General features: G+C 67.1%; 19 protein-coding genes. 8 read left to right on the forward strand and 11 right to left on the reverse strand.

Going from position 1 to position 21,985, the window contains the following annotated elements; all coding sequences use genetic code 11:
- Positions 1-5: 5 nt before the first annotated feature.
- A complete protein-coding gene (locus CFB50_RS32450; RefSeq protein ID WP_256979370.1) occupies positions 6-626 on the reverse strand; it encodes a CGNR zinc finger domain-containing protein in 621 nt (206 codons plus the stop codon).
- A gap of 124 nt (positions 627-750) precedes the next feature.
- Between CFB50_RS32450 and CFB50_RS32455 the strand changes: the two genes are divergently transcribed.
- Complete coding sequence (locus CFB50_RS32455; protein WP_069252704.1) at positions 751-1,134, forward strand: VOC family protein; 384 nt, start codon at positions 751-753, stop codon at positions 1,132-1,134.
- 108 nt (positions 1,135-1,242) lie between these two features.
- On the opposite strand, the gene CFB50_RS32460 is transcribed toward CFB50_RS32455, so the two are convergent.
- A complete protein-coding gene (locus CFB50_RS32460; RefSeq protein WP_089448719.1) occupies positions 1,243-2,091 on the reverse strand; it encodes an ureidoglycolate lyase in 849 nt (282 codons plus the stop codon).
- Between the two features lie 666 nt (positions 2,092-2,757).
- On the opposite strand from CFB50_RS32460, the gene CFB50_RS32470 reads away from it, so the two are divergent.
- The gene (locus CFB50_RS32470; protein ID WP_089448618.1) at positions 2,758-3,579 is read left to right on the forward strand and encodes an IclR family transcriptional regulator; all 822 of its coding nucleotides are present in this window, start codon (positions 2,758-2,760) and stop codon (positions 3,577-3,579) included.
- 173 nt (positions 3,580-3,752) lie between these two features.
- Positions 3,753-4,304, forward strand: coding sequence for a hypothetical protein (locus tag CFB50_RS32475; RefSeq protein ID WP_069252706.1), 552 nt, complete (start codon positions 3,753-3,755; stop codon positions 4,302-4,304).
- Positions 4,305-4,980: 676 nt separating this feature from the next.
- Here the strand turns inward: CFB50_RS32475 and CFB50_RS32480 are convergent.
- The 5 genes from CFB50_RS32480 to CFB50_RS32500 all read right to left on the reverse strand — a co-directional run bounded on the left by CFB50_RS32480 (position 4,981) and on the right by CFB50_RS32500 (position 10,740).
- Positions 4,981-7,338 carry a GNAT family N-acetyltransferase gene (locus CFB50_RS32480; RefSeq protein ID WP_089448619.1) on the reverse strand — a complete coding sequence of 786 codons (2,358 nt, stop codon included), beginning with the start codon at positions 7,336-7,338 and terminating at the stop codon, positions 4,981-4,983.
- A gap of 604 nt (positions 7,339-7,942) precedes the next feature.
- Entirely contained in the window at positions 7,943-8,242 is a 300-nt protein-coding gene (locus CFB50_RS32485; RefSeq protein ID WP_069252708.1) for an H-NS histone family protein, read from the reverse strand.
- 103 nt (positions 8,243-8,345) lie between these two features.
- Positions 8,346-8,618, reverse strand: a complete 273-nt coding sequence (locus tag CFB50_RS32490) for a hypothetical protein (RefSeq protein WP_089448620.1) — start codon at positions 8,616-8,618, stop codon at positions 8,346-8,348.
- Between the two features lie 61 nt (positions 8,619-8,679).
- A complete protein-coding gene (locus tag CFB50_RS32495; RefSeq protein ID WP_089448621.1) occupies positions 8,680-9,207 on the reverse strand; it encodes a BON domain-containing protein in 528 nt (175 codons plus the stop codon).
- 54 nt (positions 9,208-9,261) lie between these two features.
- Entirely contained in the window at positions 9,262-10,740 is a 1,479-nt protein-coding gene (locus CFB50_RS32500) for a sigma-54 interaction domain-containing protein (RefSeq protein ID WP_089448622.1), read from the reverse strand.
- Between the two features lie 317 nt (positions 10,741-11,057).
- Here CFB50_RS32500 and CFB50_RS32510 point away from each other — a divergent pair, with 317 nt between their 5' ends.
- Positions 11,058-12,461: a GntP family permease gene (locus tag CFB50_RS32510; RefSeq protein ID WP_069252711.1), complete on the forward strand. Its 1,404-nt coding sequence runs from the start codon at positions 11,058-11,060 to the stop codon at positions 12,459-12,461.
- 248 nt (positions 12,462-12,709) lie between these two features.
- Positions 12,710-12,973 (forward strand): DUF4148 domain-containing protein, encoded by a 264-nt coding sequence (locus tag CFB50_RS32515; protein WP_089448623.1) that lies wholly within the window; start codon positions 12,710-12,712, stop codon positions 12,971-12,973.
- Positions 12,974-13,050: 77 nt separating this feature from the next.
- Here the strand turns inward: CFB50_RS32515 and CFB50_RS32520 are convergent, their stop codons facing one another.
- The 3 genes from CFB50_RS32520 to CFB50_RS32530 all read right to left on the reverse strand — a co-directional run bounded on the left by CFB50_RS32520 (position 13,051) and on the right by CFB50_RS32530 (position 15,858).
- Positions 13,051-13,416 (reverse strand): 5-carboxymethyl-2-hydroxymuconate Delta-isomerase, encoded by a 366-nt coding sequence (locus tag CFB50_RS32520; protein WP_069252712.1) that lies wholly within the window; start codon positions 13,414-13,416, stop codon positions 13,051-13,053.
- 74 nt (positions 13,417-13,490) lie between these two features.
- Positions 13,491-15,086, reverse strand: a complete 1,596-nt coding sequence (locus tag CFB50_RS32525) for a thioredoxin family protein (protein ID WP_089448624.1) — start codon at positions 15,084-15,086, stop codon at positions 13,491-13,493.
- Positions 15,087-15,357: 271 nt separating this feature from the next.
- Positions 15,358-15,858: a GNAT family N-acetyltransferase gene (locus CFB50_RS32530; RefSeq protein WP_089448625.1), complete on the reverse strand. Its 501-nt coding sequence runs from the start codon at positions 15,856-15,858 to the stop codon at positions 15,358-15,360.
- A 574-nt stretch (positions 15,859-16,432) separates the two neighbouring features.
- Between CFB50_RS32530 and CFB50_RS32535 the strand changes: the two genes are divergently transcribed.
- The 3 genes from CFB50_RS32535 (at position 16,433) to CFB50_RS32545 (ending at position 20,464) form a co-directional block, all read left to right on the forward strand.
- The gene (locus CFB50_RS32535) at positions 16,433-18,778 is read left to right on the forward strand and encodes a phosphocholine-specific phospholipase C (protein ID WP_089448626.1); all 2,346 of its coding nucleotides are present in this window, start codon (positions 16,433-16,435) and stop codon (positions 18,776-18,778) included.
- Positions 18,779-19,048: 270 nt separating this feature from the next.
- Positions 19,049-19,318 (forward strand): hypothetical protein, encoded by a 270-nt coding sequence (locus tag CFB50_RS32540; protein ID WP_089448627.1) that lies wholly within the window; start codon positions 19,049-19,051, stop codon positions 19,316-19,318.
- Positions 19,319-19,468: 150 nt separating this feature from the next.
- Entirely contained in the window at positions 19,469-20,464 is a 996-nt protein-coding gene (locus tag CFB50_RS32545) for a DedA family protein/thiosulfate sulfurtransferase GlpE (protein WP_089448628.1), read from the forward strand.
- Positions 20,465-20,518: 54 nt separating this feature from the next.
- On the opposite strand, the gene CFB50_RS32550 is transcribed toward CFB50_RS32545, so the two are convergent.
- On the reverse strand, positions 20,519-21,979 hold the full coding sequence (locus CFB50_RS32550; RefSeq protein ID WP_089448629.1) for an OprD family porin: 1,461 nt from the start codon (positions 21,977-21,979) through the stop codon (positions 20,519-20,521).
- Positions 21,980-21,985: the final 6 nt, after the last annotated feature.

Here is a 21,985-nt window from a genome sequence, read left to right on the forward strand (position 1 = left end):
GACCGTCAGTCGGCCTTGTGATAGTGGCGGTACGCCTTCGCGCGATTGCCGCACGACGACATCGAACACCAGCGGCGGCTGCCGTTCTTGCTGTCATCGATGAACAGCCACTGGCAGGCGTCGTTCGCGCAACGCTTGACCTTCGCGAGCCGCGCACCGCCGAGCAGATCGATCGCCGACCACAATACCGGGCTCAGCAGCCCCGCCAGCGTCGCACGCCCCTCCCCGATCCGCCACGCATAGCCGCCATCGATGCGCGCCAGCGCGACGCGCGACGCCGCTTCCGCCAGGAAGCCGCCAAGCAGCGCGAGATCGTCGGCCTGCGGCTCGCGCTGTTCGGCCTGCGCAAGAAAGAGCCGATACAGCGCCTCGCGCAACGCGAGCGCGTGCGCGAGCATGGCCGGTTCACCCACCTCTTCACCATACGCACGGCACGCGTCCACCAGGCCGGCCGGCACGCTTGCCTGCTCGCGACACCACGCCAGCAGGTCGTCCATCGTGCCGAAGGTTTCCGTCGGCGGATCGCTGCCGCGCCAGTACAGCGTGTTCGCGAAATCGATGCTCAGGGTTTCGGGCGGCGCCGGAATCAGGCAGTCCATCGTGACGGAAGGTTGCGTATCGCTCATGCCCGGATCGTATCTAACCACCATGCCGGTTGACAAGCCCACAGGCGCTTCCTAACATAACCGGCATGGTGGTTAAAACAACGTTGCCGCACCGAAGTCCCCTCTCAGTCCAAGGAGCCAACAGATGATCGATCACCTATCGTTCGGCGTTGCACACGTCGGCCGCAGCCAAGCCTTCTACGACAGCACGCTCGGCGCACTCGGCTACAAACGGCTGCACACCGACGACGAATCCATCGGGTACGGCGCAACCGAGCCGCAGCTGTGGTTGCAATATGCACCCCGCCCTGTCGCCCCCGATCCCGACTCGGGGATGCACCTGTCGTTCAAGGCCGCTTCGCCCGTCGAAGTCGACGCGTTCTACCGTGCCGCACTCGAGCACGGCGGCCGCGACAACGGCGGGCCCGGCAAGCGCGAACACTACGGCCCCGGCTACTACGCAGCGTTCGTCGTCGATCCCGACGGGTATCGGCTGGAAGCGCATTGCGAACTCGACAACGTCGTGTAATCGCGCTCGCATACCAAAGACAAGGGCCCGATTCCGCGCAATGCGGAATCGGGCCCTTGTCATTGAACTGCCGGTGGCGGTCGGTCGACGGAATCGCCGGGTGCGTGGCTATCGCGCGTCGCGCGTGCGCTGCAGTTGCTCGCCGAGCCCTTCGACACCGAGGCGCACCATCTGGCCGGCCTTCAGGAATACCGGCGACGGCTTGATGCCCATGCCGACGCCCGGCGGCGTGCCGGTCGTGATCACGTCGCCCGGCTGCAGCGTCATGCAGCGCGACAGATAGGCGATCAGCTGCGCGACGGTAAACACCATCGTGCGCGTGTTGCCGTTCTGATAACGGTGGCCGTCGATTTCGAGCCACAGGTCGAGACGCTGCGGATCGGGCACCTCGTCGCGCGTGACGAGCCACGGGCCGATCGGGCCGAACGTGTCGAAGCCCTTGCCCTTGTCCCACTGGCCGCCGCGCTCGATCTGCCATTCGCGCTCGGACACGTCGTTGACGACGCAGTAGCCCGCGACGTAATCGAGCGCGCGCGCTTCGTCGACATCCTTGCAGGCCGCGCCGACCACGACGCCCAGCTCGACTTCCCAGTCGGTCTTGACCGAGCCCTTCGGGATATCGATGCCGTCGTTCGGGCCGCAGATCGAGCTCGTCCACTTGCCGAACACGACCGGCTCCTTCGGCACCGGCATGCCGGCTTCGGCCGCGTGATCGGCATAGTTCAGGCCGATGCCGATGAACTTGCCGACCTGCCCGACGCACGCACCGATGCGCGGCTCGCCTGACACCAGCGGCAGCGTGGCCGGATCGATCGCGCGCAGCCGCGCGAGACCCGCGTCGGACAGCACGTCGCCGGACAGGTCCGGCACATGCGCGGACAGGTCGCGAATCCGGCCGTCCGCGTCGAGAATCCCGGGCTTTTCCTGGCCGGACGGGCCATAGCGAAGCAGTTTCATCGTGATCAACCTCTGTTGTCGAATGGGACAGGATACCGGCCGACGCGGCCCTTCACGGCCGCGCGCCGGACTGATTGTCGATCGTCGATTGCACGCGTCGGTACCGAATCCGGCATGCCGTTCGACGCGCGAGGGTCGCGCGGGCGCAGCGATCGTGGCGCCGCACGGGAAGTACGGCGCGCATCGAACGGGCAGCCGCCGGTCTGCGCATCGGCGACGACGGCCCGGCACCCGCGACATGGTCCGGCCCATACCGGCCGGCTTCATGCGCGGCCGCACCGTCGCTGGCCCGCCAGTCTTTGTACCATCGGCCGCGCGCCGCGAAATGACGCGCGACGGATACCGACTATTGGTGCGCCCGCAGACGCTGCGGCGCAGCATCGCGGGCAGCGCCGCCGTCCGATTTCCTTTCGAATACCTTGAACCGGTGCCACCTGTCATGAATACCGGGTATTCGGGGCTTCCCTGTCATCCTGAAAGTGAATCGATCCGTTCTTGTTCGGTAACGATCGGTAAAAAGACGCTGCATTGCACACTAAATGTTTGTTGTTAAGCTCAAACGGATGGCGTTCGTCGCCACACGCGGGCTCGACACAAGCGTGTTGCAGAATCGGCCAGCGTGCGTCGCCAATCGATCGACAGTAATCCCCCAACTTCACACCGACAATGCAAACAACCAACGACCTGCTTCCCGGCTGCGACGCACGGGAATCGATGGGCGCAATCGACCGCTATCGCGCGCCCGCGCTCGACAAGGGTCTCGACATTCTCGAACTCCTGTCGGAGCAGAAAGAAGGCCTCACCCGCACCGAAATCACGAAGGAACTCGGCCGCAACGCGAGCGAGATCTACCGGATGCTCGAACGCCTCGTCGCGCGCCGCTACGTGATGCGCTCGACCGGCGGCGACCGCTACACGCTCAGCCTCAAGCTGTTCTCGCTCGCGCACCGCCATCCGCCGATGAGCCGGCTGATCGCCGAGGCGTTGCCGCCGATGCAGCGTTTCGCCGATTCCGCCGAGCAATCGTGTCACCTGTCCGTCTGCGATCGCGGCAACCTGCTCGTGATCGCGCAGGTCGACGGGCCCGGCCCGTGGGGCGTGTCGGTGCGGCTCGGCTCGCGTGTCGGGCTCGCCGATACGGCATCGGGGCGCGTGATGCTGGCGTTCCAGGGTGCCGAGCAGCGCGCGCACATGCTCGCCGAGCACCGCAAGGTCAAGGGCGAAGCGCCATTGAACGAGCAGGAACTCGCGTATGCGTGCCAGTCCGTCCGGCAGGACGGCTACCTGCGCCAGGACAGCCGCCAGGCGTACGGCGTGACCGACCTGACCGCACCGATCCTCGGGCCGTCCGGCCATGCGATCGCGGTGCTGACCTGCCCGTACATGCGCCGGATCGATGCGCATATGGCGCCGCCCGTCGACACGGTCGTCGAAGGGTTGCGCGAGACGGCCGCCCATCTGTCGATGTGCCGCGACGAGACCTGCTGACGCGCAGGCCCGGCGGAGCGCACCGGGGGCGGCGCAATCGCGTCGCCCCCGGTCGCGTGTAACCCCTCTGCGGAACGCGATGCACGGTGCCATATCGTGTGCCCACGGCGCTACGCTAAAATAGCGGCCCTCTCAAAAACTACGGCGGCCGGTTGTCGCGGCCGTCGTGTCCGATGGATGTCATGGCCAAACTTCTGAACGATCAAGAATTCCAGCGTTTCTCCGAACTTCAGCAGAAGCAGGCAAGCTTCACGATCACGCCCGAAGAGGCGGACGAGCTGCGCGATATCGTCGCGCGCGCGCAGAAGAAGCGCGACGATCGTACCGCTGCAATGCAGGCGATCGAGAGCTACATCGAGCAGTTCGACATCACGCCCGACGAACTCTTCTCGCCCGAGCAGATCGGCGACGCGGCCCGCACCTACGGGCTCATCACGGCGACCAAGAAGGAACGCACGCTGCCGCCGTCGATCACGTTCAACGGCAAGCCGTACCAGTGGACCAAGACGCTCCCGGACGACGTGCGCAGCGCGCTGTTCGAAGCATTCACGTCCGGCGAGTCGGTCAAGCGCTTCATCGCGATGCCGAAGGACACCGCACGCTGTGCACTGACGATCGCCCGCCTCGAGCGCGAAACCGGCGCGGTCTACGCCGATCCGCACCTCGAGGAACTCGCGATTTCGCGCGACCAGGTGAACGACGCCGCGTTGAAACTCGCTGCCTGAACGTAGCCACGGGCACGGTTCGTGCGTGCCCGCACCCTGCATAACGCCGGCCCAGGCCCGCGTTGCGCTTGCGGGAAACGTGCATCCGGACGCCCCCGAAAAGCCTCACCTTTGTGTCCCGCAAGCGCTCACCTATCCCTCCCGAAAAAGCTCACCCAGGCTCCCGAAGACCCTCACCCAGGGCTCCCGGATGTCCTCACCAATACGTCCCGCAGACCCTCACCGATGCGCCCCGGAAAGGCTCACCGGCGCCTCCCGCAGACCCTCACCGGCCACTCCCGGGAAGGCTCACCGAGTGCCCCCGTATCGACTCACCAAGCGCTCCCGTATCGGCTCACCCCAAGCTTCCCGGAGAAGCTCACCGACAGCTCCCGAAAAGTCTCACCTTTGGGGCAACTTCGAATTTTCGAGGGGGAATACGGCGGTAAATGCGTGCGGACGCCTTGCGGAAAACAGCGACGCGGAACGGATATCGCGGCAAGCAGCACCCTTCTGGCGGTGCCGAATCAGCGTCGATATTTCCGTTGCAAACAGGCGCCGGCTCGTTCGCGGTTGCTTCCCTCAGGCGAGAGGTTCCAATGCTCTGTATTCCTGAATTGAATCATCCGTAACATGCCGGAAGGCCGGAGACGTCCACTGCATGCAACGTCGCCTCGCGTCGCGCAGCTGACGGGCGCTACGGCTGCAGCTTCATCCTGAAGCCGACGACGCCCGGCTCCTCCGTCGTCGACACGGCAAACCCGCACGCCTTCGCCAGCGAGATCATCGCCGAGTTCTCGCGCAGCGCCTCGCCGATCATCCAGGCGGTTCCGCGCGAGCGCGCGTAGTCGATGATGCGCGTCATCATCAGCCGTCCAAGCCCCTTGCCCTTCTGATCGGGTCGTACCGCGATCGCGAACTCCGCCGTCTCGTTGTCGGGATCGGCCACCGCGCGCACCACCGCGAGCGTGTGGTCGCGCCCCGACACATCGGTGAACGACACGATGAAGGCCATCTCACGGTCGTAGTCGATCTGCGTCATGCGCGCGACCTGCGAATGATCGAAGCTGCGCACCGCGCCGAAGAAGCGCATCCGCAGATCGTCCGGTGTCATCGCGCCGAGCAGTTCGTTATGCGCAGCCTCGTCTTCCGGACGGATCGGGCGGATCGTCACCGTCTCGCCGCGCCACTCGAGCGTCTGCTCGAGGTGGCGCGGATACGGCATGATCGCGAGCCGGCTGCGCCCCGCGGCCAGCGTGATGCGCGGCGCGATCACGTGCGCGCGGTCGGACAGCACGCGCAGCGTGACCGACATCGCGACAACTTCGCGCACGTCGCAGACGACCTGCGACAGCGCCGTCAACGCGTCGAGCGTCGGCTCGATGGGCGTGCTGCGTGCATACGGCGAGCGCTCCATCACCGCGCGAGCAAGCACGGTGTTCAGCGGCGGCAGGCCATAGACGACGAACGGCGCCGATACGCCGTCTGCGGGCGGCACGGCATAGCGAAACACCGGACCGAAGTTCGTGTCGTCGTACATGTCGACGGTGACATCGACGACTTTCTTTCCGACCGGCTCGACGGCCGGCTCGCCCTGCAGGCCAAAATGAGACAGCCAGCGCAGCGCGGCTTCGCCGGCCAGTTCATGCTGGCCGGCTTCGACCATCCGGCGCGCGTCGGCCTGCGCGGATGCCACGCACTCGGCCGGCTGCAGCGGCGTACCCTCGGGCGTTTGCATCAGCAGTTGCCGCCCGAGGTTGTAGTCGACGAGACGCGCATACGCGCGCGCGAGCCGCTGCGGCGTGGTGTGCACGGGAATGCCGTTCGCGTGCAGCGCATCGCGCGTCGCCGCATCGACCGCGCCGAAGAAACACGCGAGGATGCCGCGATGCGCGTACTGCCGTGATTCGATCAGCGTGTGCGCAACCGCATCGGCCGGCGCGCTGTGGGAAGTCGAATGGACGACGAACAGCGTGCCCGTTTGCGGGAACGGCGCGAGCGCCTTGACCGCCGCGGCAAAATGCTCGGGGCGCGCATCGTCGCCCAGCGTCAGCGGATTGCCGGGCGATGCGAGATGCGGCAGCGCGGCCGACACGGCCGACGTGGCCGCGGGCGACCAGTCGGTCAGCACGTCGCGCACCTCGGCCACCGCATCGACCGCGAGTTTCGCGACGCCCGCATCGCTCGTCACAAGCGTGGCCGCGCCGCGCGCCGTGACGCGGCCGACGCCGAGCGTCTCGATCTCGTCGAGCAGATCGTCGAGCGCATCCACCCGCACCATCCCCGCGCGCTGGAACGCCGCCGTATAAAGCGCGTCGCCGGGATCCGCGCGGCCGGTGCGCAAGGCGAGCACCGGCTTGTTGCGTGCGGCCGCGCGCGCGGCCGACATGAACTTGCGCGCGGCGCGCACGGTATCGAGTTCGAGCAGGATCGCGCGCGTACCGGGATCGCTCGCGAGATAGTCGAGCACGTCGCCCGCATCGACGTCGGACTCGCCGCCGAGCGCGACGACATGCGAAAAGCCGAGGCCCCGTGCATCGGCCCAGCCGAGCACCGCGTTCGTCAGCGCATTCGATTGCGACACCCACGCGACGCCGCCCGATCGCGCCGTATAGGCCGGCGCGCCGAAATGCGCATGCCGTGCAGGCGACAGCACGCCGAGGCTGCCCGGACCGACGATACGGAGGACGAACGGCTTCGCCGCCTTCAGCGTGCGATCGAGCGCGGCGCGATCGGCATCGGTGCGCGCCTCGCCGACGATCACCGCAACGCGCGTGCCGAGCTCGCCGAGCTTGCGCACGATGCCGGCCCAGGTCGCGGGCGGCGTGCAGATCACGGCCACCGATGGTGGCGCGGGCAACCGGTCGACATCGGCAACGACCGGATGCCCATGCAGGTCACGATACTTCGGATTGACGGGCCACACGGGCCCCTCGAATGCACCGTCGAGCACGCGCGACCACACCATCGCGCCGATACTGCCCGCGCGCGACGACGCACCGACGACCGCGACGGACTTGGGCTGGAACAATGCATCGAGATGGCGAACGGTCACATCGGCTCCCTGCGGTAACGAAAGACGACCCGATCGGCATGCGGCACGGACAGGCCACACGCCGATCGACGCGAACCCCAAGCATAGGCGAAGCGCATGCGGCTGCCTATATGCCGAACGGCCGACTGTTCGACCCACGTCAACGCTCGCAGCATGGTGCCTGCAACACGAGCATGGAAGCCGTCGCCACGCGCCGGCCGAGCACATTCGCCCGGCGCACACGGTGCAGGCGTGCAGCGCGACGCTGCGTCCGCTTCGTCAAAGGTGAGGATTTACAGGAGCCATGGTGAGACTCTTCGGGAATTGCACGGCGCCACGCGCCAATACACGAAAGGTGATCGGAATTCGCCGCACGCGTGCACCACGAGAATGGCGCAGGCCAATGCGCATGTGCTGCGCAATTGCACGGCTGTTTACCGGAATTCGCCGCGATATCCCGTCGAATCGCAGCGAATTCGCAAAACGTGATCCGTTAATTGCGCGGCGTCGCCGATCAATACGCCATCGGGAATCGCGCCGGGCATGCACGAAAACAAAACGGTGCGACGGCCGCATGGCCGTTCGCACCGTCAGTCAGTACGCGAAAGGTGAGGTTTTTCGGGAGTCAGTCCTTGATCAGGAAACGCTCGCGATTCTTGCCGAGCCACGTCGGCGAGCGCCCGCGGCCACTCCAGGTTTCACCCGTCTTCGGGTTCAAATATTTCGGCGGCGACACACGCTTCGGCTTGGCTGCGCCAGCGGCCGCGCCTGCCGGACGAAACCCGAGCTCTTCCGGCGTAATGTCGTATTCCTCGATTTTCGCGCGGATATCGGCAATCGCATCGGCAATCGCCTTTTCACGCTCCTTGTCGATCTTTTGCTGAAGCCGTTCGAGCTGCGCGCTCAGTTGCCTGTAGGTCGCCATATGGATGGGACTCCGTGAGTGTTATTCGTGAAAAATAGATGACTCTCAGCCAACAGAAAAACGCTTCGCCCGATCGTGGTCGCCACAGCCGGTTATCTCGGGATCAATAACCGCTCTTTTTCTTGCACGCGAAGAGAAGATTTCGCGTGGCGTCATCGCGCGATTGCTGAAGCACTTCGAAATCGCCGTTGCAGATCGCCCGGGCGTTGTCCGTGCAATTGCTCCAGTCGCTGCCGGTGCATTGCACCTGGGTGGTCGGACGCCCGTCCGAAGTGAACAGCGGCGCGCTGCCGCCACACCCGCCGAGCCCTGCAACCAGAGCCAAGACAACGGCTGCCCGAGGCCACCGACAGACCGACGCAAGCATGTGTTTCATTGTTGTTCCCGTCAACCTTTTTTTGAATGTCGCGAGTATGCCATGCGCGGCCCTTCGGCCGTCAGTTCGGCGTACGGCCGGGTTGCCCGCGCGCCTTGTACGGCAAGCGCTTGCGCGGATCGTCGGTGATGCGAACGAACACCTGCTCGACGTCCGGGAGCGCCTCGAGTTCGCGCTGCAACGCCTGCTGATCGAACGCCGTATCCGCACATCCTTCGACGTAGATGAAACGTCGCTGCACGGTGATCCACAGGCTCGTGCCATGCAGCCGATCCGAGCCGGCGAAGTGCGCCTTCACGGCGTCGGCGATCGGTGCGTCGTACAAATAGGAATTCGGCTTCGTGCAGCGATGCGCGAGCCAGCAGGTGGTGCCGCGTTCGGCGCGGTAATGCGCGTCGTCCGTCATCTCGGCCCGGGTCATCCACGGGCCGAGCGGCAACGGGCATTCGGCCACGTCCCGCGACAGCGCGATGAACGGATCGTTGTACCAGTTGCGCCGCGCCTCGGGTGCATCGGTGTCGCCGGACTGCGCGAACGCAGAGGTCGCCAGCAACATGGTCAGCCACCGTGCGATGCCGATCCGTTTCATCGTGATCTCCTGTTCGATGCTTCACGTCCGAGCGCGTCGGCTTGGCCGTCTGGCTTACCGGTCGATGCCCAGCGCTGCCAGTTTCTTGTACAGCGTCGCGCGGCCGATCCCGATGCGCGCGGCCGCTTCCACCACCTTCCCGTCGCAGGCCGCCAGCGCATCGGTCAGGAACTGGCGCTCCCACGCCGCCAATGCATCGGCATACGAAGCGGCCGGTGCAGCAGGCTGCTCGCCCGCACGCCGTTCGACCAGTGGCACGGCCGGCGGCTGCGCCGGTGCGGCACCGTCCGTCGATACGCGCACCGGCCCAAGGAACGGCGCGAGCGCGCGCGCATCGATCACCGACCGGTCCGACAGCATCAGCGCGCGTTCGAGCGTGTTGCGCAACTCGCGCACGTTGCCCGGCCACGGATACGCACACAGCATCCGCAGCGCATCGTCGGTCAGCTCGCAATGGGCGGCGCGCCCGTGCTGCGCGGCCAGCTCCTCGAGCGTCGCGTAGACGAGCGCCGCGATGTCGGACGCGCGCTCGCGCAGCGGCGGCGCATGGATCGTCAGCACGTTCAACCGGTAATAGAGATCCGCGCGAAAACGCCCGGCCGCGACCAGCGCCGGCAAGTCGGCGCTCGTGGCCGCGATGATCCGGACATCCGCGCGCACGATCCGGTTCGAGCCGACCGGCTCGAATTCCTTGTCCTGCAGCACGCGCAGCAGCTTGCCCTGCAGCGGCAGCGGCATGTCGCCGATCTCGTCGAGAAACAGCGTGCCGCGATCGGCCAGTTCGAACTTGCCGATGCGCCCCTTGCGATCGGCGCCCGTGTACGCGCCGGGCGCCGCGCCGAAGAATTCGGTTTCGAGCAGCGTGTCGGGAATCGCGGCGACGTTGACGGTCACGAGCGGCTGGAGCGCGCGCGCCGACGCCGCGTGAATCGCATGCGCAAGCAGTTCCTTGCCGGTGCCCGTCTCGCCGAGCAGCAGCACCGGCGAATCGACCTGCGCGGCACGGCGCGCCTGGCGCTTGGTTTCGAGGCTCGCGGCGCTCGTGCCGACGAAGCTCGCGAACGTGTATTTCGCGCGGCGTGCCTGCGCGAGCGAACGCTGCGTCGCGATCAGCTGCTGCTGAAGCTGTGCGTAGCGGGAAAAGATCGGCGTGAGCGTCTTCAACTGGTCGAACAGCGCGAAGCCGATCGCGCCGACCGTCTCGCCGGCCTCGTTCTTCAGCGGCAGGCGCGTGACGACGAGCGGCTCGCGGCCCGTCTCCATGATGTCGAGCAGGATCGGCTGCCCGGTCGACACGACCTCGCGCATCAGGCTGTTCGGGATCACGGCCTCGCAGTCGAGGCCGACGGCCTGCTGCGGATCGGCGAAACCGAAGCGCGCCGCGTACCGCTCGTTCATCCACACGACGCGCGCATCGCGATCGACGACCACCGTGCCCGCGCTCGAATCCTCGAAGGTCCGGAACAGCGACTCGGCGGCGCGCCGCAGCACGTCGCCGTAGTTGACGGGCAGGCGGGCCCAGTCGTTCATCATCGTGTCGTCGTCTCCGTGTATTTTTGGGCCGGCTGTCTCCGGAACGAGACGGATTATCTCACTCTGGAGACACGCCGCAATGCGTTGTCCGGGAAAGCCCTGCCCGATTCCACGGGCTGGCCGGACGGCCATTTCGTCTCCGGATGGAGACGTTTTATGTAGAATCGTCAGACAACGACCGGCGCGGGCCCGCCGGTCTCCGGCGGACCCACGTCCGGCGGCGCAATCCGGCCGATGGCACGAAACCTGCACGAACCTGAGCCGGTCCGCGGCGCGTCGCGCGAACCAACAACAACCAAAGCCATTAGGAGACTCCCTTGTCTTTCGTGATCGTCCTCGCCGCGCTGGCGTTCCTGATGTTTGCCGCGTATCGCGGCTATAGCGTGATCCTGTTCGCGCCGATCGCCGCGCTCGGCGCGGTCCTGATGACCGAACCCGCCGCCGTCGCACCGGTCTTCTCCGGCATCTTCATGGAGAAGATGGTCGGCTTCGTCAAACTGTATTTCCCGGTGTTCATGCTCGGCGCCGTGTTCGGCAAGGTGATCGAACTGTCCGGGTTCTCCGAGTCGATCGTCCATGCGGCGATCCGCTACATCGGCCGCTCGCGCGCGAATGCGGTGATCGTCGCGGTGTGCGCGCTGCTCACCTATGGTGGCGTATCGCTGTTCGTCGTGGTGTTCGCTGTCTATCCGTTCGCGGCCGAACTCTATCGCCAGAGCAACATCCCTAAACGGCTGATGCCCGGCGCGATCGCGCTCGGCGCGTTCTCGTTCACGATGGATTCGCTGCCCGGCACGCCGCAGATCCAGAACATCATCCCGACCACGTTCTTCAAGACGACCGCCTGGGCCGCGCCGGTACTCGGCACGATCGGCTCGCTGTTCATCATCGTCGTCGGCCTCACGTATCTCGAATGGCGTCGCCGTTCGGCGATGGCGAAGGGTGAAGGCTACGGCACGTCGCTCGTCAACGAGCCGGAACGCGTCACGGCCGAATCGCTGCCGAGCCCGTTCCTCGCGATCCTGCCGCTGATCCTCGTCGGTGTGTCGAACTTCGCGCTCACCAAGCTGATCCCGACGTGGTACGGCGCTGCGTCGTACACAGTCGCGCCCGACGTGCTGCCGGGCGTGCATACGCCGGTGACGACGTCGATCAAGACGGTCGTCGCGATCTGGTCGGTGGAGGCCGCGCTGCTGCTCGGCATCCTGCTCGTCATCGCCACCGCGTTCAAGCGTGTCAGCGAACACTTCGCGGCCGGGTCGAAGGCGGCGGTGGGCGGCGCGCTGCTCGCCGCGATGAACACGGCGTCCGAATACGGCTTCGGCGGCGTGATCGCCGCACTGCCGGGCTTCCTCGTCGTCGGCGATGCGCTGAAGAGCATTCCGAACCCGCTCGTCAACGCGGCCGTGTCGGTCAGTTCGCTCGCCGGCATCACGGGCTCGGCGTCGGGCGGCATGAGCATCGCGCTCGCCGCGATGTCGGACCTGTTCATCAAGGGCGCGCAGGCCGCGAACATCCCGATGGACGTGCTGCACCGGGTCGTCGCAATGGCGAGCGGCGGCATGGACACGCTGCCGCACAACGGCGCGGTGATCACGCTGCTCGCGGTCACGGGCCTCACGCACCGCCAGTCGTATCGCGACATCTTCGCGGTCACGATCATCAAGACGCTTGCGGTGTTCTTCGTGATCGCCGTGTACTACACGACGGGGCTCGTGTAACACCCCCGCAGCGGCCCGTCCCCGGGCCGCCGCCCGCCGGCCGCGTCGATGCGGCCGGCTTCTTCCCCACTCCTCCCCCCCTTTTGCCGCACGCCGCCCAGGCGCGCTCGCCGGCTCGCGCATTGTTGTCCGCAGCAGAACACTACGTTGGTCGCAGCGGCATTTTTCGCGCGGCGGGCGCGGCCTACACTGCTTTCGACGGTCACCGCATGCGATCGGCACCGTCGAAAACCTGGAGGTATCCGCTCATGAACCCGCTCATCCGCACCATCGCCCTCGCTGCCGCTTTCGCCGCGCCCCTCGCCGCGTACGCGCAAACCAGCCAGCCGCTCACGCGCGCCGAAGTTCATGCCGAAGTGGTTGCACTGAGAAAAGCCGGCTTCCAGCCGAGCGACTGGTTCTACCCGGCCAGCATCCAGGCCGCCGAGGCGAAGATCGCGCGGCAGCAGGGTGCGCCGCGGGCCGCGGGCGCCGACTACGGCAATCGCGGCGCGTACTCGCCGGGTCAATAGTCCGGTTTCGAATCCGCCGGCCGTGCGCGCATCAGCGCCACGTTCCCGGCCCGCGCAGCGCGCACCGCACCACCCGCTCAGCGCGGCTCGATGCTCGCTTTCGCGTAGGACTCGCGTTCCAGTTCGAGTATTTCCGCGCTCAGCTGCAGGTGCGTGCCGGGCGGCGCAACGACGTGCCGCTTCAGTTCCGCCAGCACCTGCTCCGAAACTTCACGTTTGACGTCGGTCGTCCGGCCGCTCAGCACCGCGAGCTTCGCGTGGACGAACGCGCGCGGCGCCGGCGACGTGCCGACCGCGAACGTATCGAACCGCAGCGCGCGGCTCTTGATGTCGAGTTCATTGAACTGGCCCGACGCGGCAAGCGCGGCATTGAGCGCGCGCAAGGTCGCGCCGGCGTCGAAGCCGTCGAGGTTCGCGGAATATTCGAGCGTCAGGTGGGGCATGGTGTCGGTGGCCTCGTGGGTATCGGGAAAAGCGCCGGAAGGCATCCCGAAAGCGCACGCAGTGCCACCGGATGCTATGCCTTGACCGGCTGGATCAAGCGCGCGCAGGCACTTGCCTGCGGATCGCCGGCGGGCAGTTTCCCACAGATGCCGTCGAACTGCTTCGCGATCGATTTGACCGAGGCATCGTGTGCACCGCTGCCGCGCCAGCGATTCAACTGCGTGACGACCTTGGTCAGCGCGCGCAGGTTCGCGCCATAGAATGCGTCCCGCGTCTTGTCGGCCTGCGCGAGCACGCTCGCGGCAATCCCTTCGATGCGCGCCGAATCGTCCGGCGCCAGTTGGACCGCATTCGCAAAGTAGGTTGCGCCCCAGCGCAGCTTCGTCGCCGGCCCGCTCGCCGAGTCATATGCCTTGCGGTACCAGTCGAGCGCCACGGCCTTGTCGCCGCGCGCCTTCGCATTCGCAGCCAGCCCGGACATGAAGTAGTACGGCGTGGACGAACGCGTCAGCTCGGTCTTCAGCAACGCATCCGACTCGTCGTACAGCCCCGCGTCGGTCAGCGTGTCCGCGCCTTCGCTGACGAGCGCCTGCCGCTCGTAGGCATTCGCGGCGGCCTGCACCGACGCGGCGATCTGCTTGCGCGCCGTGTCGGCCAGCGCCGGCGCGGCCAGCGGTGCGCCCTTGCCTGCATCGCCGCGCGCGAGCAGCACGCGGCCGTGCAGCGCCATCAGCCGGTCGATCGACGACAGCGTGGTATCGGTCGACAGGCGCGCGAGGGCCGTGTCATATGCGCCGCGCAATTTCGCGCGCTGCGCGTCGTCGCCGCCGAGATACGCGACCACGCGCGCGGGCGCCGCAACCAGCACGTCCGAGTCGGCGCGCGACAATACAGGATCCTGCAGCACCGCGCGCAACGAATCGGCAAGCGCCGCCTTGTCGAGCGCGCCGGCCTGCGCCGGATCGTCGGACGCGGCGACCACGGCCGACTTCAGCGCGAAGCGCGCCGATTCGCCCTTCGCGCCGGCCGCACGTGCGCGTTGCGCGAGCGACTGCAGCGTCTCGGCGACGCGATCGGCCGCCACCGGCAGCGCACCGTCCGTATCCCACGAATAGTCGGCCAGCAGGCGCCATTCGTCCGGCGTCAGCGATGCGCCATTCTTCAGCGCGGTCGTGAGCGTCTGACGCACCGGGTGCGCGGCCGTCATCCCGAGCGACAGCGCCTGCATGTAGCGATCGAGATCGGCTTCGCCCGGCAGCCGCGTCACTTCGGTGCCGTCGGGACGGAACAGGATCATCGTCGGGTAGCCGTGCACCTTGAAACGCTCGCCGAGCTTCTGCGCGCTTTCGGTATCGCCGTCGAGATACACGGGCACGAAGAACGACGAACGGGTCTTGAATGCCTGCTGGCTGAAGATCGTCGACTTCACCTGGTTGCACGACGGGCACCACACCGCGCCCCAGTAAAGCAGCAGCGGCTTGCCGGTGCGCTTCGCCAGCGCGAAGGCGGCGTCGACGTCGCCGTGCTGCCACGCGATGCCGGGCGGCAGGTGCGCGCCATCGGGCGCGGCGCTCGCCGCCGGGGCGCCCGTGGGCGTGGCAGCGGCAAGCGCCGCACCCGCGGCGGCAAGCAGGCAGGCGGCAGTCAGATTCCGGAGAGCAGTTTTCATCGAAGCGGGTCCGTTGAAAGAGACGGTTGCGGAAAGGTGCGGTGCGCAAAGCGATGGCTGTGAGTAACAGCCATGAAGCGACGACGATGAAGCCAGCCTACGTGCAACGCCGCGCATGATCGTTTCGGAAAAGCGCACGCCGGCCGAGGCGGCCGGCAAATCCTTCGACGATACGACGGGTACAGCCCGGAGAAAACGAACGAATTCTCGAATGAATATGACGCGCGGCATCGCGGCCGCGCGTGCTGTCAGATAGGCGTCGGCGGAGCCTTCACTGCCGCGCCTTGATCCGCGCCATGTGATACACGGACTCATGCACGCCATCGCGCAATGCATAGCCCGGCGACTCACCCTCGACCCGGAAGCCATGCTTCTCGTAGAGCGCGACGGCCGCGCGGTTGTCGGTGAACACGGTCAGCTCGAGACGCGTGATGTTCAGCCAGTTTTCCGCGAGATCGATCGCGGCCGCGAGCAACCGGCTGCCGACGCCGCGCCCGTGGTGCGTCGCGTCGACCATCATGCCGAGCCCTGCCGCATGGCGACGGCGCGGATTCTGTTCGGGATGCAGGCCGAGATGGCCGACCACCACGCCGTCGATTTCGGCGACGAGGCTCACGCCGTGCTCGCGCACGCCGTCGAGCCGCTTCTGCCATTTCTCGAGCGACGGAAACGGCTGCTGCAACGTATTCGCGTACACCGCGGGATGCGCGGCGATTTGCCGGATCGCGTCGACGTCGTGCGTCTCGCTGTGCCGGATCGTGATGTCGGTCATGGGTGGCCCGGTTCCGAAAAGTCGCGCCAGTCGCGCGGGCTGCGCACATGCGCAGCAACGTGTCGAGCTTATCCGATTTCACGCATTTGAAACATGGACGTCATGCGATGCCGTTGCACTCGCAACGATGCGCGAGCACACCCCTCCATCGCGAACCGGAAAAATCTGACCGATTCCTCACACCGCGATCGGTAATTCCTGACCCGTTCCGTCGTGCATCGCTTTCCGATCGATCGTTGCGCACGCAACGTCACGCGCACGACATGCGATGTCATGTCTTCATCACGTCGGCGTCACGCCGCCTCCCTAGACTGGGCGCCGCCCAACCCGGCATGCGCCGGGCCGGTGTGTGCCGACGTCCTGGCCCGCGCATCACGAGCGCGCGTTGCACAGGATCGCGGCGACGGCCAAGGCATCCGCGCGACACCACGCATCGCGCGCGATGCGCGCACCTCCGCCACGCGCGGCCGATGCACTCGAACGCACACGCCGCGCGAATCGTCCCAGGGGGGCGATGCACGGGCGCCTCCAGACGAAGTCACGAACGCTCCCATCATCACAGGACCCGAACGCCATGACGTCACGCCGCAAATTCCTCCAGCAAACCGCCACTTCCGGCCTCGCCGCCGCCGCGCTGTCCGCGTTTCCGCCGAGCATCCGCCGCGCGCTCGCGATTCCCGCGTTTCACGAAACCGGGACCATCAAGGATGTGAAGCACGTCGTGTTGCTGATGATGGAGAACCGCGCATTCGACAGCTACTTCGGCACGTTCAAGGGCGTGCGCGGCTACGGCGACCGCTTTGCGGTACCGTCGCCGAACGGCCGCAACGTGTTCTACCAGACGTACACGAAGCCGACGCCCGCCACCACCGTCACGCCGTATCACCTCGACGCGAGCCAGGGCAACGCACAGCGCGCGGGCGGCACACCGCACACGTGGGCCGATTCGCAGGCCGCGTGGGACCACGGCCGGATGAACCGCTGGCCCGACGCGAAGACGCCGCTGTCGATGGGTTACTACGACGCGGCGGAAGTGCCGTTCCAGCGCGCGCTCGCCGATGCGTTCACGCTGTGCGACCACTACCACTGCGGGATGCACACGGGCACGATCGCGAACCGCCTGTTCTACTGGAGCGGCACCAACGGCCCGAACGGCATCAGCCCGGCCGACGGCAGCCGCGTGAAGATCGCCGCGCTGAACAACCAGTTCAACGGCGGCAACGACATCGGCCCGTCGAGCCAGGGCTGGACCTGGACCACCTACGCCGACCGGCTGCAGCAGGCCGGCGTGAACTGGAAGGTCTACCAGAGCCTGATCGACAACTTCGGCTGCAACGAGATGATGAGCTTCCGCCACTGGCGCGCGGCGATCGAGCAGATGCCGCCCGCGCGCCGGCCCGCGTACGTCGCGTCGACGGACATCACGCAGCCCGTGACGGCGGCCGGCGCGTTCTACGATCCGGCGATCGACGATCCGCTGAGCCCGCTCGCGAAGGGGTTCGGCAACACGATGCCGTACGGCTTCCTCGAATCGTTCCGCGACGACATCCGCAACGGCACGCTGCCCGAGGTGTCGTGGATCATCCCGCCGTCCGTGTACAGCGAACATCCGGGGCCGTCGAGCCCTGCGCAGGGCGGCTGGTACGTGCAGGCCGTGCTCGATGCGCTGACGGCAAACCCGGAGGTGTGGAGCAAGACCGTGCTGCTGGTGAACTACGACGAGAACGACGGCTTCTTCGATCACATGCCGTCGCCGGCCGTGCCGTCGCGCAACGCCGACGGCACGCTCGCGGGCGGCCATACGCTGCGGGAGGCCGACGTCGCCGCCGAGTACCACGACTTCACGCCGGCCACGTCGAGCCAGCCGGCGATCGACGGCCGTCCGTACGGCCCGGGCCCGCGCGTGCCGATGTGGGTCGTGTCGCCGTGGAGCCGCGGCGGCTGGGTCAACTCGCAGGTGTTCGACCATACGTCGACGCTGCTCTTCCTCGAAAAGCGCTTCGGCGTCGCGGAGCCGCAGATCAGCCCGTACCGCCGCGCGGTGTGCGGCGACCTGACGAGCGCGTTCAACTTCCGCTCGCCGAACAACGAACCGCTGCCGACGCTCGCGGGCCATACGACGAAAAGCCAGGTCGACGCGCTGAGCACCGCGCAGCAGGCCGCGCCGAAGATCGTGCCGCCGGCCGCCCCGTCGCTGCCCGCGCAGGCGACCGGCGTGCGCCCGTCGCGCGCGCTGCCTTACGAACTGCATGCCAGCGCGCGTGCCGACGCCGGCAACGGCACGGTCACGCTGAAGTTCGCGAACACGGGCCGCGCCGCCGCCGTGTTTCACGTCTATGACAAGCTGCACCTCGACCGCCTGCCGCGGCGCTACGTCGTCGAACCGGGCAAGACGCTGCACGGCGACTGGGCCGCGCGCGCCGACAACGGCGGTAAATATGACCTGTGGGTGCTGGGCCCGAACGGCTATCACCGCCGCTTCACCGGTGACCTCAGCCGCCTGGCCGGTGCCCGCGCGCCGCAGCCGGAGGTTCGCGTCGGCTATGCGGGCGCGAGCGGCAACCTCCACCTGAAGCTGCGCAACCACGGCGGCGGCACGGTGCGCTTCACCGTGCAGTCGAACCAGGTCTACGGGCCGCTGTCCGGCCGCGGCGCGCACGACGATCGCGGTCACATCCAGGGCAACGAGGACGGCAGCAGCCAGGGTCACGGCCACGGGACCGGTACCACGTGGACGGTCACGGTGCGCGCCGGCGACCAGGCCGAGCTGCACTGGAACCTCGACTCGACCGGCCACTGGTACGACTTCATCGTCACCGCGGACAGCGACGCGAGTTTCTCGCGCCGCGTCGCCGGCCGCGTCGAAACCGGCCGCCACTCGGTCAGCGACCCGGCGATGGGGCTCGCCGACCGCTTCTGATGCCGCCGCGGCGACCCGCGCTGTGCCGCGTGTCGCCGCCCGGGGCGGCCCGGCCGCGAACGGCGGTCAGGCGCCAGCCGCGGCTGCGCCCGATCCGGCGCAAACGCCCGCCCCGCGTGGCTCAAACATCAGAAGGATCAATGGTTCAGCCCTCAATTCACCCCAACGAAATTGCTCCGAATTGCGGCCCGTTCGCGTTAAACTGCGCCAAGCTGTATTCAACAAAGACATCTTCGCCACTTTGGCATCCACGATACGAGGATAGGTTCGATGCGCACTACCGGCTCATCCGGGGCAATGACCCTGCTCACCGAACACGACGCGGCCGACGGTCGCGAACTGCGCTCGCTCCGGCTCGAAGCAACCGGCGACGGCAAGAGCGTGCTACTGATCGAGATCGACGAACGCAAGCCCGGCATCCACCGCGAAGTCCGCTACGAGATCACGCCGGCCGAACTGATCGCGGCGATCCGCTCGCACGGCGCCGAGCTCCCCGGCGAAAACCACGGCGCCGCGTCGCTCGCCCGCACCTCCTCCTGATTTCGAACGGTGAGCCGCGCGCAACGCGCCGGCTCACCGCGCCCCGCCGCCGTCAGGCACTGTGCGTTATTCCCGCCGCTGACTTGAAAAAGGCCGATAATCGGCCCATCTGCGTGCTTTCCGCGCGCGTTTCCTTTTCGGCCAGCCGTCATGCTCCTCCGCGACCTCGTCGCCCAATACGGGCCGCTTCTCGTCTTCGCCAACGTGCTCGCGGCGGCCATCGGGCTGCCGGTGCCCGCGATGCCGACGCTCGTGCTGTTCGGCGCGATGTCCGCGATGCATCCGGCGATGATCGGCTCGCAACTGGTCACGGTGGTCGCGCTGTCGGTGCTCGGCGCACTGATCGGCGACACCGTGTGGTACCTCGCCGGCCGGCGCTTCGGCGGCACGACGCTGAAGACGATCTGCCGCCTGTCGCTGTCGCGTGACAGTTGCGTGAAGAAAACCGAACGCTTCTTCGGCCGCTACGGCGTGCGCGTGCTCGCCGTCGCGCGCTTCATTCCGGGGCTGTCGCTCGTGTCGGTGCCGATGGCCGGCGCGTTCGGCACGCGCTATCGCACGTTCCTCGGCTACGACGCGCTCGGCGCCGCGCTGTGGACGATCGTCGGGCTGATGGTCGGGCTGATGTTCGCTCGCCAGATCGACTGGCTGTTCGCCGGTGCGGGCCAGCTCGGCCGCGTGGCGCTGCTGGCGGCCGTCGCGGTGCTGGCCGTGTACGCGGCGATCCGCTGGATGCGCCGCCGCGCACTGATCCGCCAGCTCGCGAGCGCGCGGGTCGGCGTCGACGAGCTCGACGCGATGCTGCGCGATACCACCGCGCCGGTGGTCCTCGACGTGCGCTCGCCCGAGCACCGCAAGCTCGATCCGTTCACGATTCCCGGTGCACAGTTCGCCGACGAACGCCAGATCGGCGACATCGTCGCGCGCTATCCGATCACGCAGAAGTTCGTCGTGTATTGCTCGTGCCCTAACGAGTTCACGGCCGCGCTGATGGCGAAGCGCCTGCTCGACGCCGGCTTCACCGATGCGCTCGCGCTGCGCGGCGGCCTCGATGCATGGCGCGATACGGGCCGCCAGCTCACGTCGCTCGTGGAAGACATGCCCGCTGCGAACGATCCGGTCGCGGGGCTGCACAAGCCGGCCTGATCGTTTCGATCGAAGGCCGGCCGTGCGATGCGGGGGCGCCTGCGCCCCCTGCGATCAGAACGCGTGCAGCGGCAGGTTCACGACCAGACGGTACTCGGTGTTCGTCGCGTCCGAGTAGTGTGCCGAACCGGCGTGCCACATCGCGATGAACGTGACCTTCGTGTCCTTCAGCTTGCCGCTCTGGAACGTGTAGGACGGGATGAAGCCGAACTCGTGGTGACGGCCCTGCACCGGCGCACCGTTAGCCCAGTAGATGCTCGACTTGCTCGGGTCGTTCGCCGCACCCGCGCTGCCGTCCGCACCCCAGCCCGTCACGCCCCAGACCATCGCCTTGAAGCCCGGCAGGCCCGCTTCCTTGCCGTAGAACGTATAACGCAGCTGCAGCGACTTTTCGTGCGGCGCGTTGTAGTCGACGTCCATCGAGTTGGTCAGGAAGATGCCGTTCGTTTCGTTCAGGTAATCGAAGAACTGGTCGCCGAGCACCTGCTGGAAGCCGAGCAGCAGCTCGTGCGGGCCGTGCTGCGCGGCCAGCGACAGGCTGTATGCGTTGTTGTTGATCTTGCCTTGCAGCGCATCGCCGGTGTCGTGCGTCGAGTAGACGTTGCCGAAGCCCGTCCACTTGATCGTCTGCGGGCTGCCGATGCTGTGCTTCACCGACGCGTAATATTGGTGCCACACGTCGTCGGCCTGGTTCGCGTACAGCGCGACTTCGCCGTTCGGCGAGTAGTCCCACGTGCCGCCGACGTACGACAGGCGGTTGATGCGCGTGCCGCCGTATTGTGTCGTCAGGTTGGTGAGCGTCGTATGACCACGCGCGTCGGTCTTCGTGAAGCTGCCGGCCTCGAGCATCACGTTCTTGAATTCATTGCTGACGAGGGTCGCACCGAGGAACGTCGGCGGCAGCGCACGGTTGTCGTGCTGTTCCATGAACGGGTTGTCGACGGCCTGCAGACCGTACTTGACCACCGTGTTCGAGATGCGCGCCTTCACGTCGTAGATGCCGGGATAGGCCCAGGCGAGCTGGTTGCCGCCACCGCCGCCCTTCGCGATGTGCACCATGCTGCCGGCGCCCTTGCCGCCGTCGAGCTTCAGCGCCGCATACAGCGATGCGTCGAAACCGATGCCGATCAGGCCCGTCGTATAGCCCGACTCGAAGTTCGCCATCGCGCCCTGGACCCACGCGTGGCGATGCGGCCCGCCCTTGGCGTCGAGCACGTCCGCATAGTTGCGGAACAGGAAGTTGAGATGGCTGTCGGCGATGAAGCCCTTCGACTGCGACTGCGCCGACGGCTCGTCGGGCGGCGTGACGGCCTGGTTCGCTTCGGCGTTGATGACGGCGTTCGGGGTCGTTGCCTGCGCAACGGTCGTGCCCGGTGCGGCCTGCGCGACCGTCAGCGGTGCGGGGGCCGCGTCGTCGGCGTGCGCGACGCCCGTCAGCGAGACACCGGCGAGCGCCGGCAGCCCCCAGGCCAGCAGCATTTTCGATGCCGTCCCGATCGTCTTCTGTTTTTTCATCGTAAT

It is taken from the genome of Burkholderia sp. AU33423 (genome assembly GCF_002223135.1).
In the GTDB taxonomy this organism is placed as follows: Bacteria; Pseudomonadota; Gammaproteobacteria; order Burkholderiales; family Burkholderiaceae; genus Burkholderia; species Burkholderia lata_D.

What these genes read in the sequence shown, in the direction of transcription:
- CFB50_RS32450 (WP_256979370.1), bottom strand. Translation starts at nt 626, where the DNA reads ATGAGCGATACGCAACCTTCCGTCACGATGGACTGCCTGATTCCGGCG.
- CFB50_RS32455 (WP_069252704.1), top strand. Translation starts at nt 751, where the DNA reads ATGATCGATCACCTATCGTTCGGCGTTGCACACGTCGGCCGCAGCCAA.
- CFB50_RS32460 (WP_089448719.1), bottom strand. Translation starts at nt 2,091, where the DNA reads ATGAAACTGCTTCGCTATGGCCCGTCCGGCCAGGAAAAGCCCGGGATT.
- CFB50_RS32470 (WP_089448618.1), top strand. Translation starts at nt 2,758, where the DNA reads ATGCAAACAACCAACGACCTGCTTCCCGGCTGCGACGCACGGGAATCG.
- CFB50_RS32475 (WP_069252706.1), top strand. Translation starts at nt 3,753, where the DNA reads ATGGATGTCATGGCCAAACTTCTGAACGATCAAGAATTCCAGCGTTTC.
- CFB50_RS32485 (WP_069252708.1), bottom strand. Translation starts at nt 8,242, where the DNA reads ATGGCGACCTACAGGCAACTGAGCGCGCAGCTCGAACGGCTTCAGCAA.
- CFB50_RS32490 (WP_089448620.1), bottom strand. Translation starts at nt 8,618, where the DNA reads ATGAAACACATGCTTGCGTCGGTCTGTCGGTGGCCTCGGGCAGCCGTT.
- CFB50_RS32495 (WP_089448621.1), bottom strand. Translation starts at nt 9,207, where the DNA reads ATGAAACGGATCGGCATCGCACGGTGGCTGACCATGTTGCTGGCGACC.
- CFB50_RS32500 (WP_089448622.1), bottom strand. Translation starts at nt 10,740, where the DNA reads ATGATGAACGACTGGGCCCGCCTGCCCGTCAACTACGGCGACGTGCTG.
- CFB50_RS32515 (WP_089448623.1), top strand. Translation starts at nt 12,710, where the DNA reads ATGAACCCGCTCATCCGCACCATCGCCCTCGCTGCCGCTTTCGCCGCG.
- CFB50_RS32520 (WP_069252712.1), bottom strand. Translation starts at nt 13,416, where the DNA reads ATGCCCCACCTGACGCTCGAATATTCCGCGAACCTCGACGGCTTCGAC.
- CFB50_RS32525 (WP_089448624.1), bottom strand. Translation starts at nt 15,086, where the DNA reads ATGAAAACTGCTCTCCGGAATCTGACTGCCGCCTGCCTGCTTGCCGCC.
- CFB50_RS32530 (WP_089448625.1), bottom strand. Translation starts at nt 15,858, where the DNA reads ATGACCGACATCACGATCCGGCACAGCGAGACGCACGACGTCGACGCG.
- CFB50_RS32535 (WP_089448626.1), top strand. Translation starts at nt 16,433, where the DNA reads ATGACGTCACGCCGCAAATTCCTCCAGCAAACCGCCACTTCCGGCCTC.
- CFB50_RS32540 (WP_089448627.1), top strand. Translation starts at nt 19,049, where the DNA reads ATGCGCACTACCGGCTCATCCGGGGCAATGACCCTGCTCACCGAACAC.
- CFB50_RS32545 (WP_089448628.1), top strand. Translation starts at nt 19,469, where the DNA reads ATGCTCCTCCGCGACCTCGTCGCCCAATACGGGCCGCTTCTCGTCTTC.
- CFB50_RS32550 (WP_089448629.1), bottom strand. Translation starts at nt 21,979, where the DNA reads ATGAAAAAACAGAAGACGATCGGGACGGCATCGAAAATGCTGCTGGCC.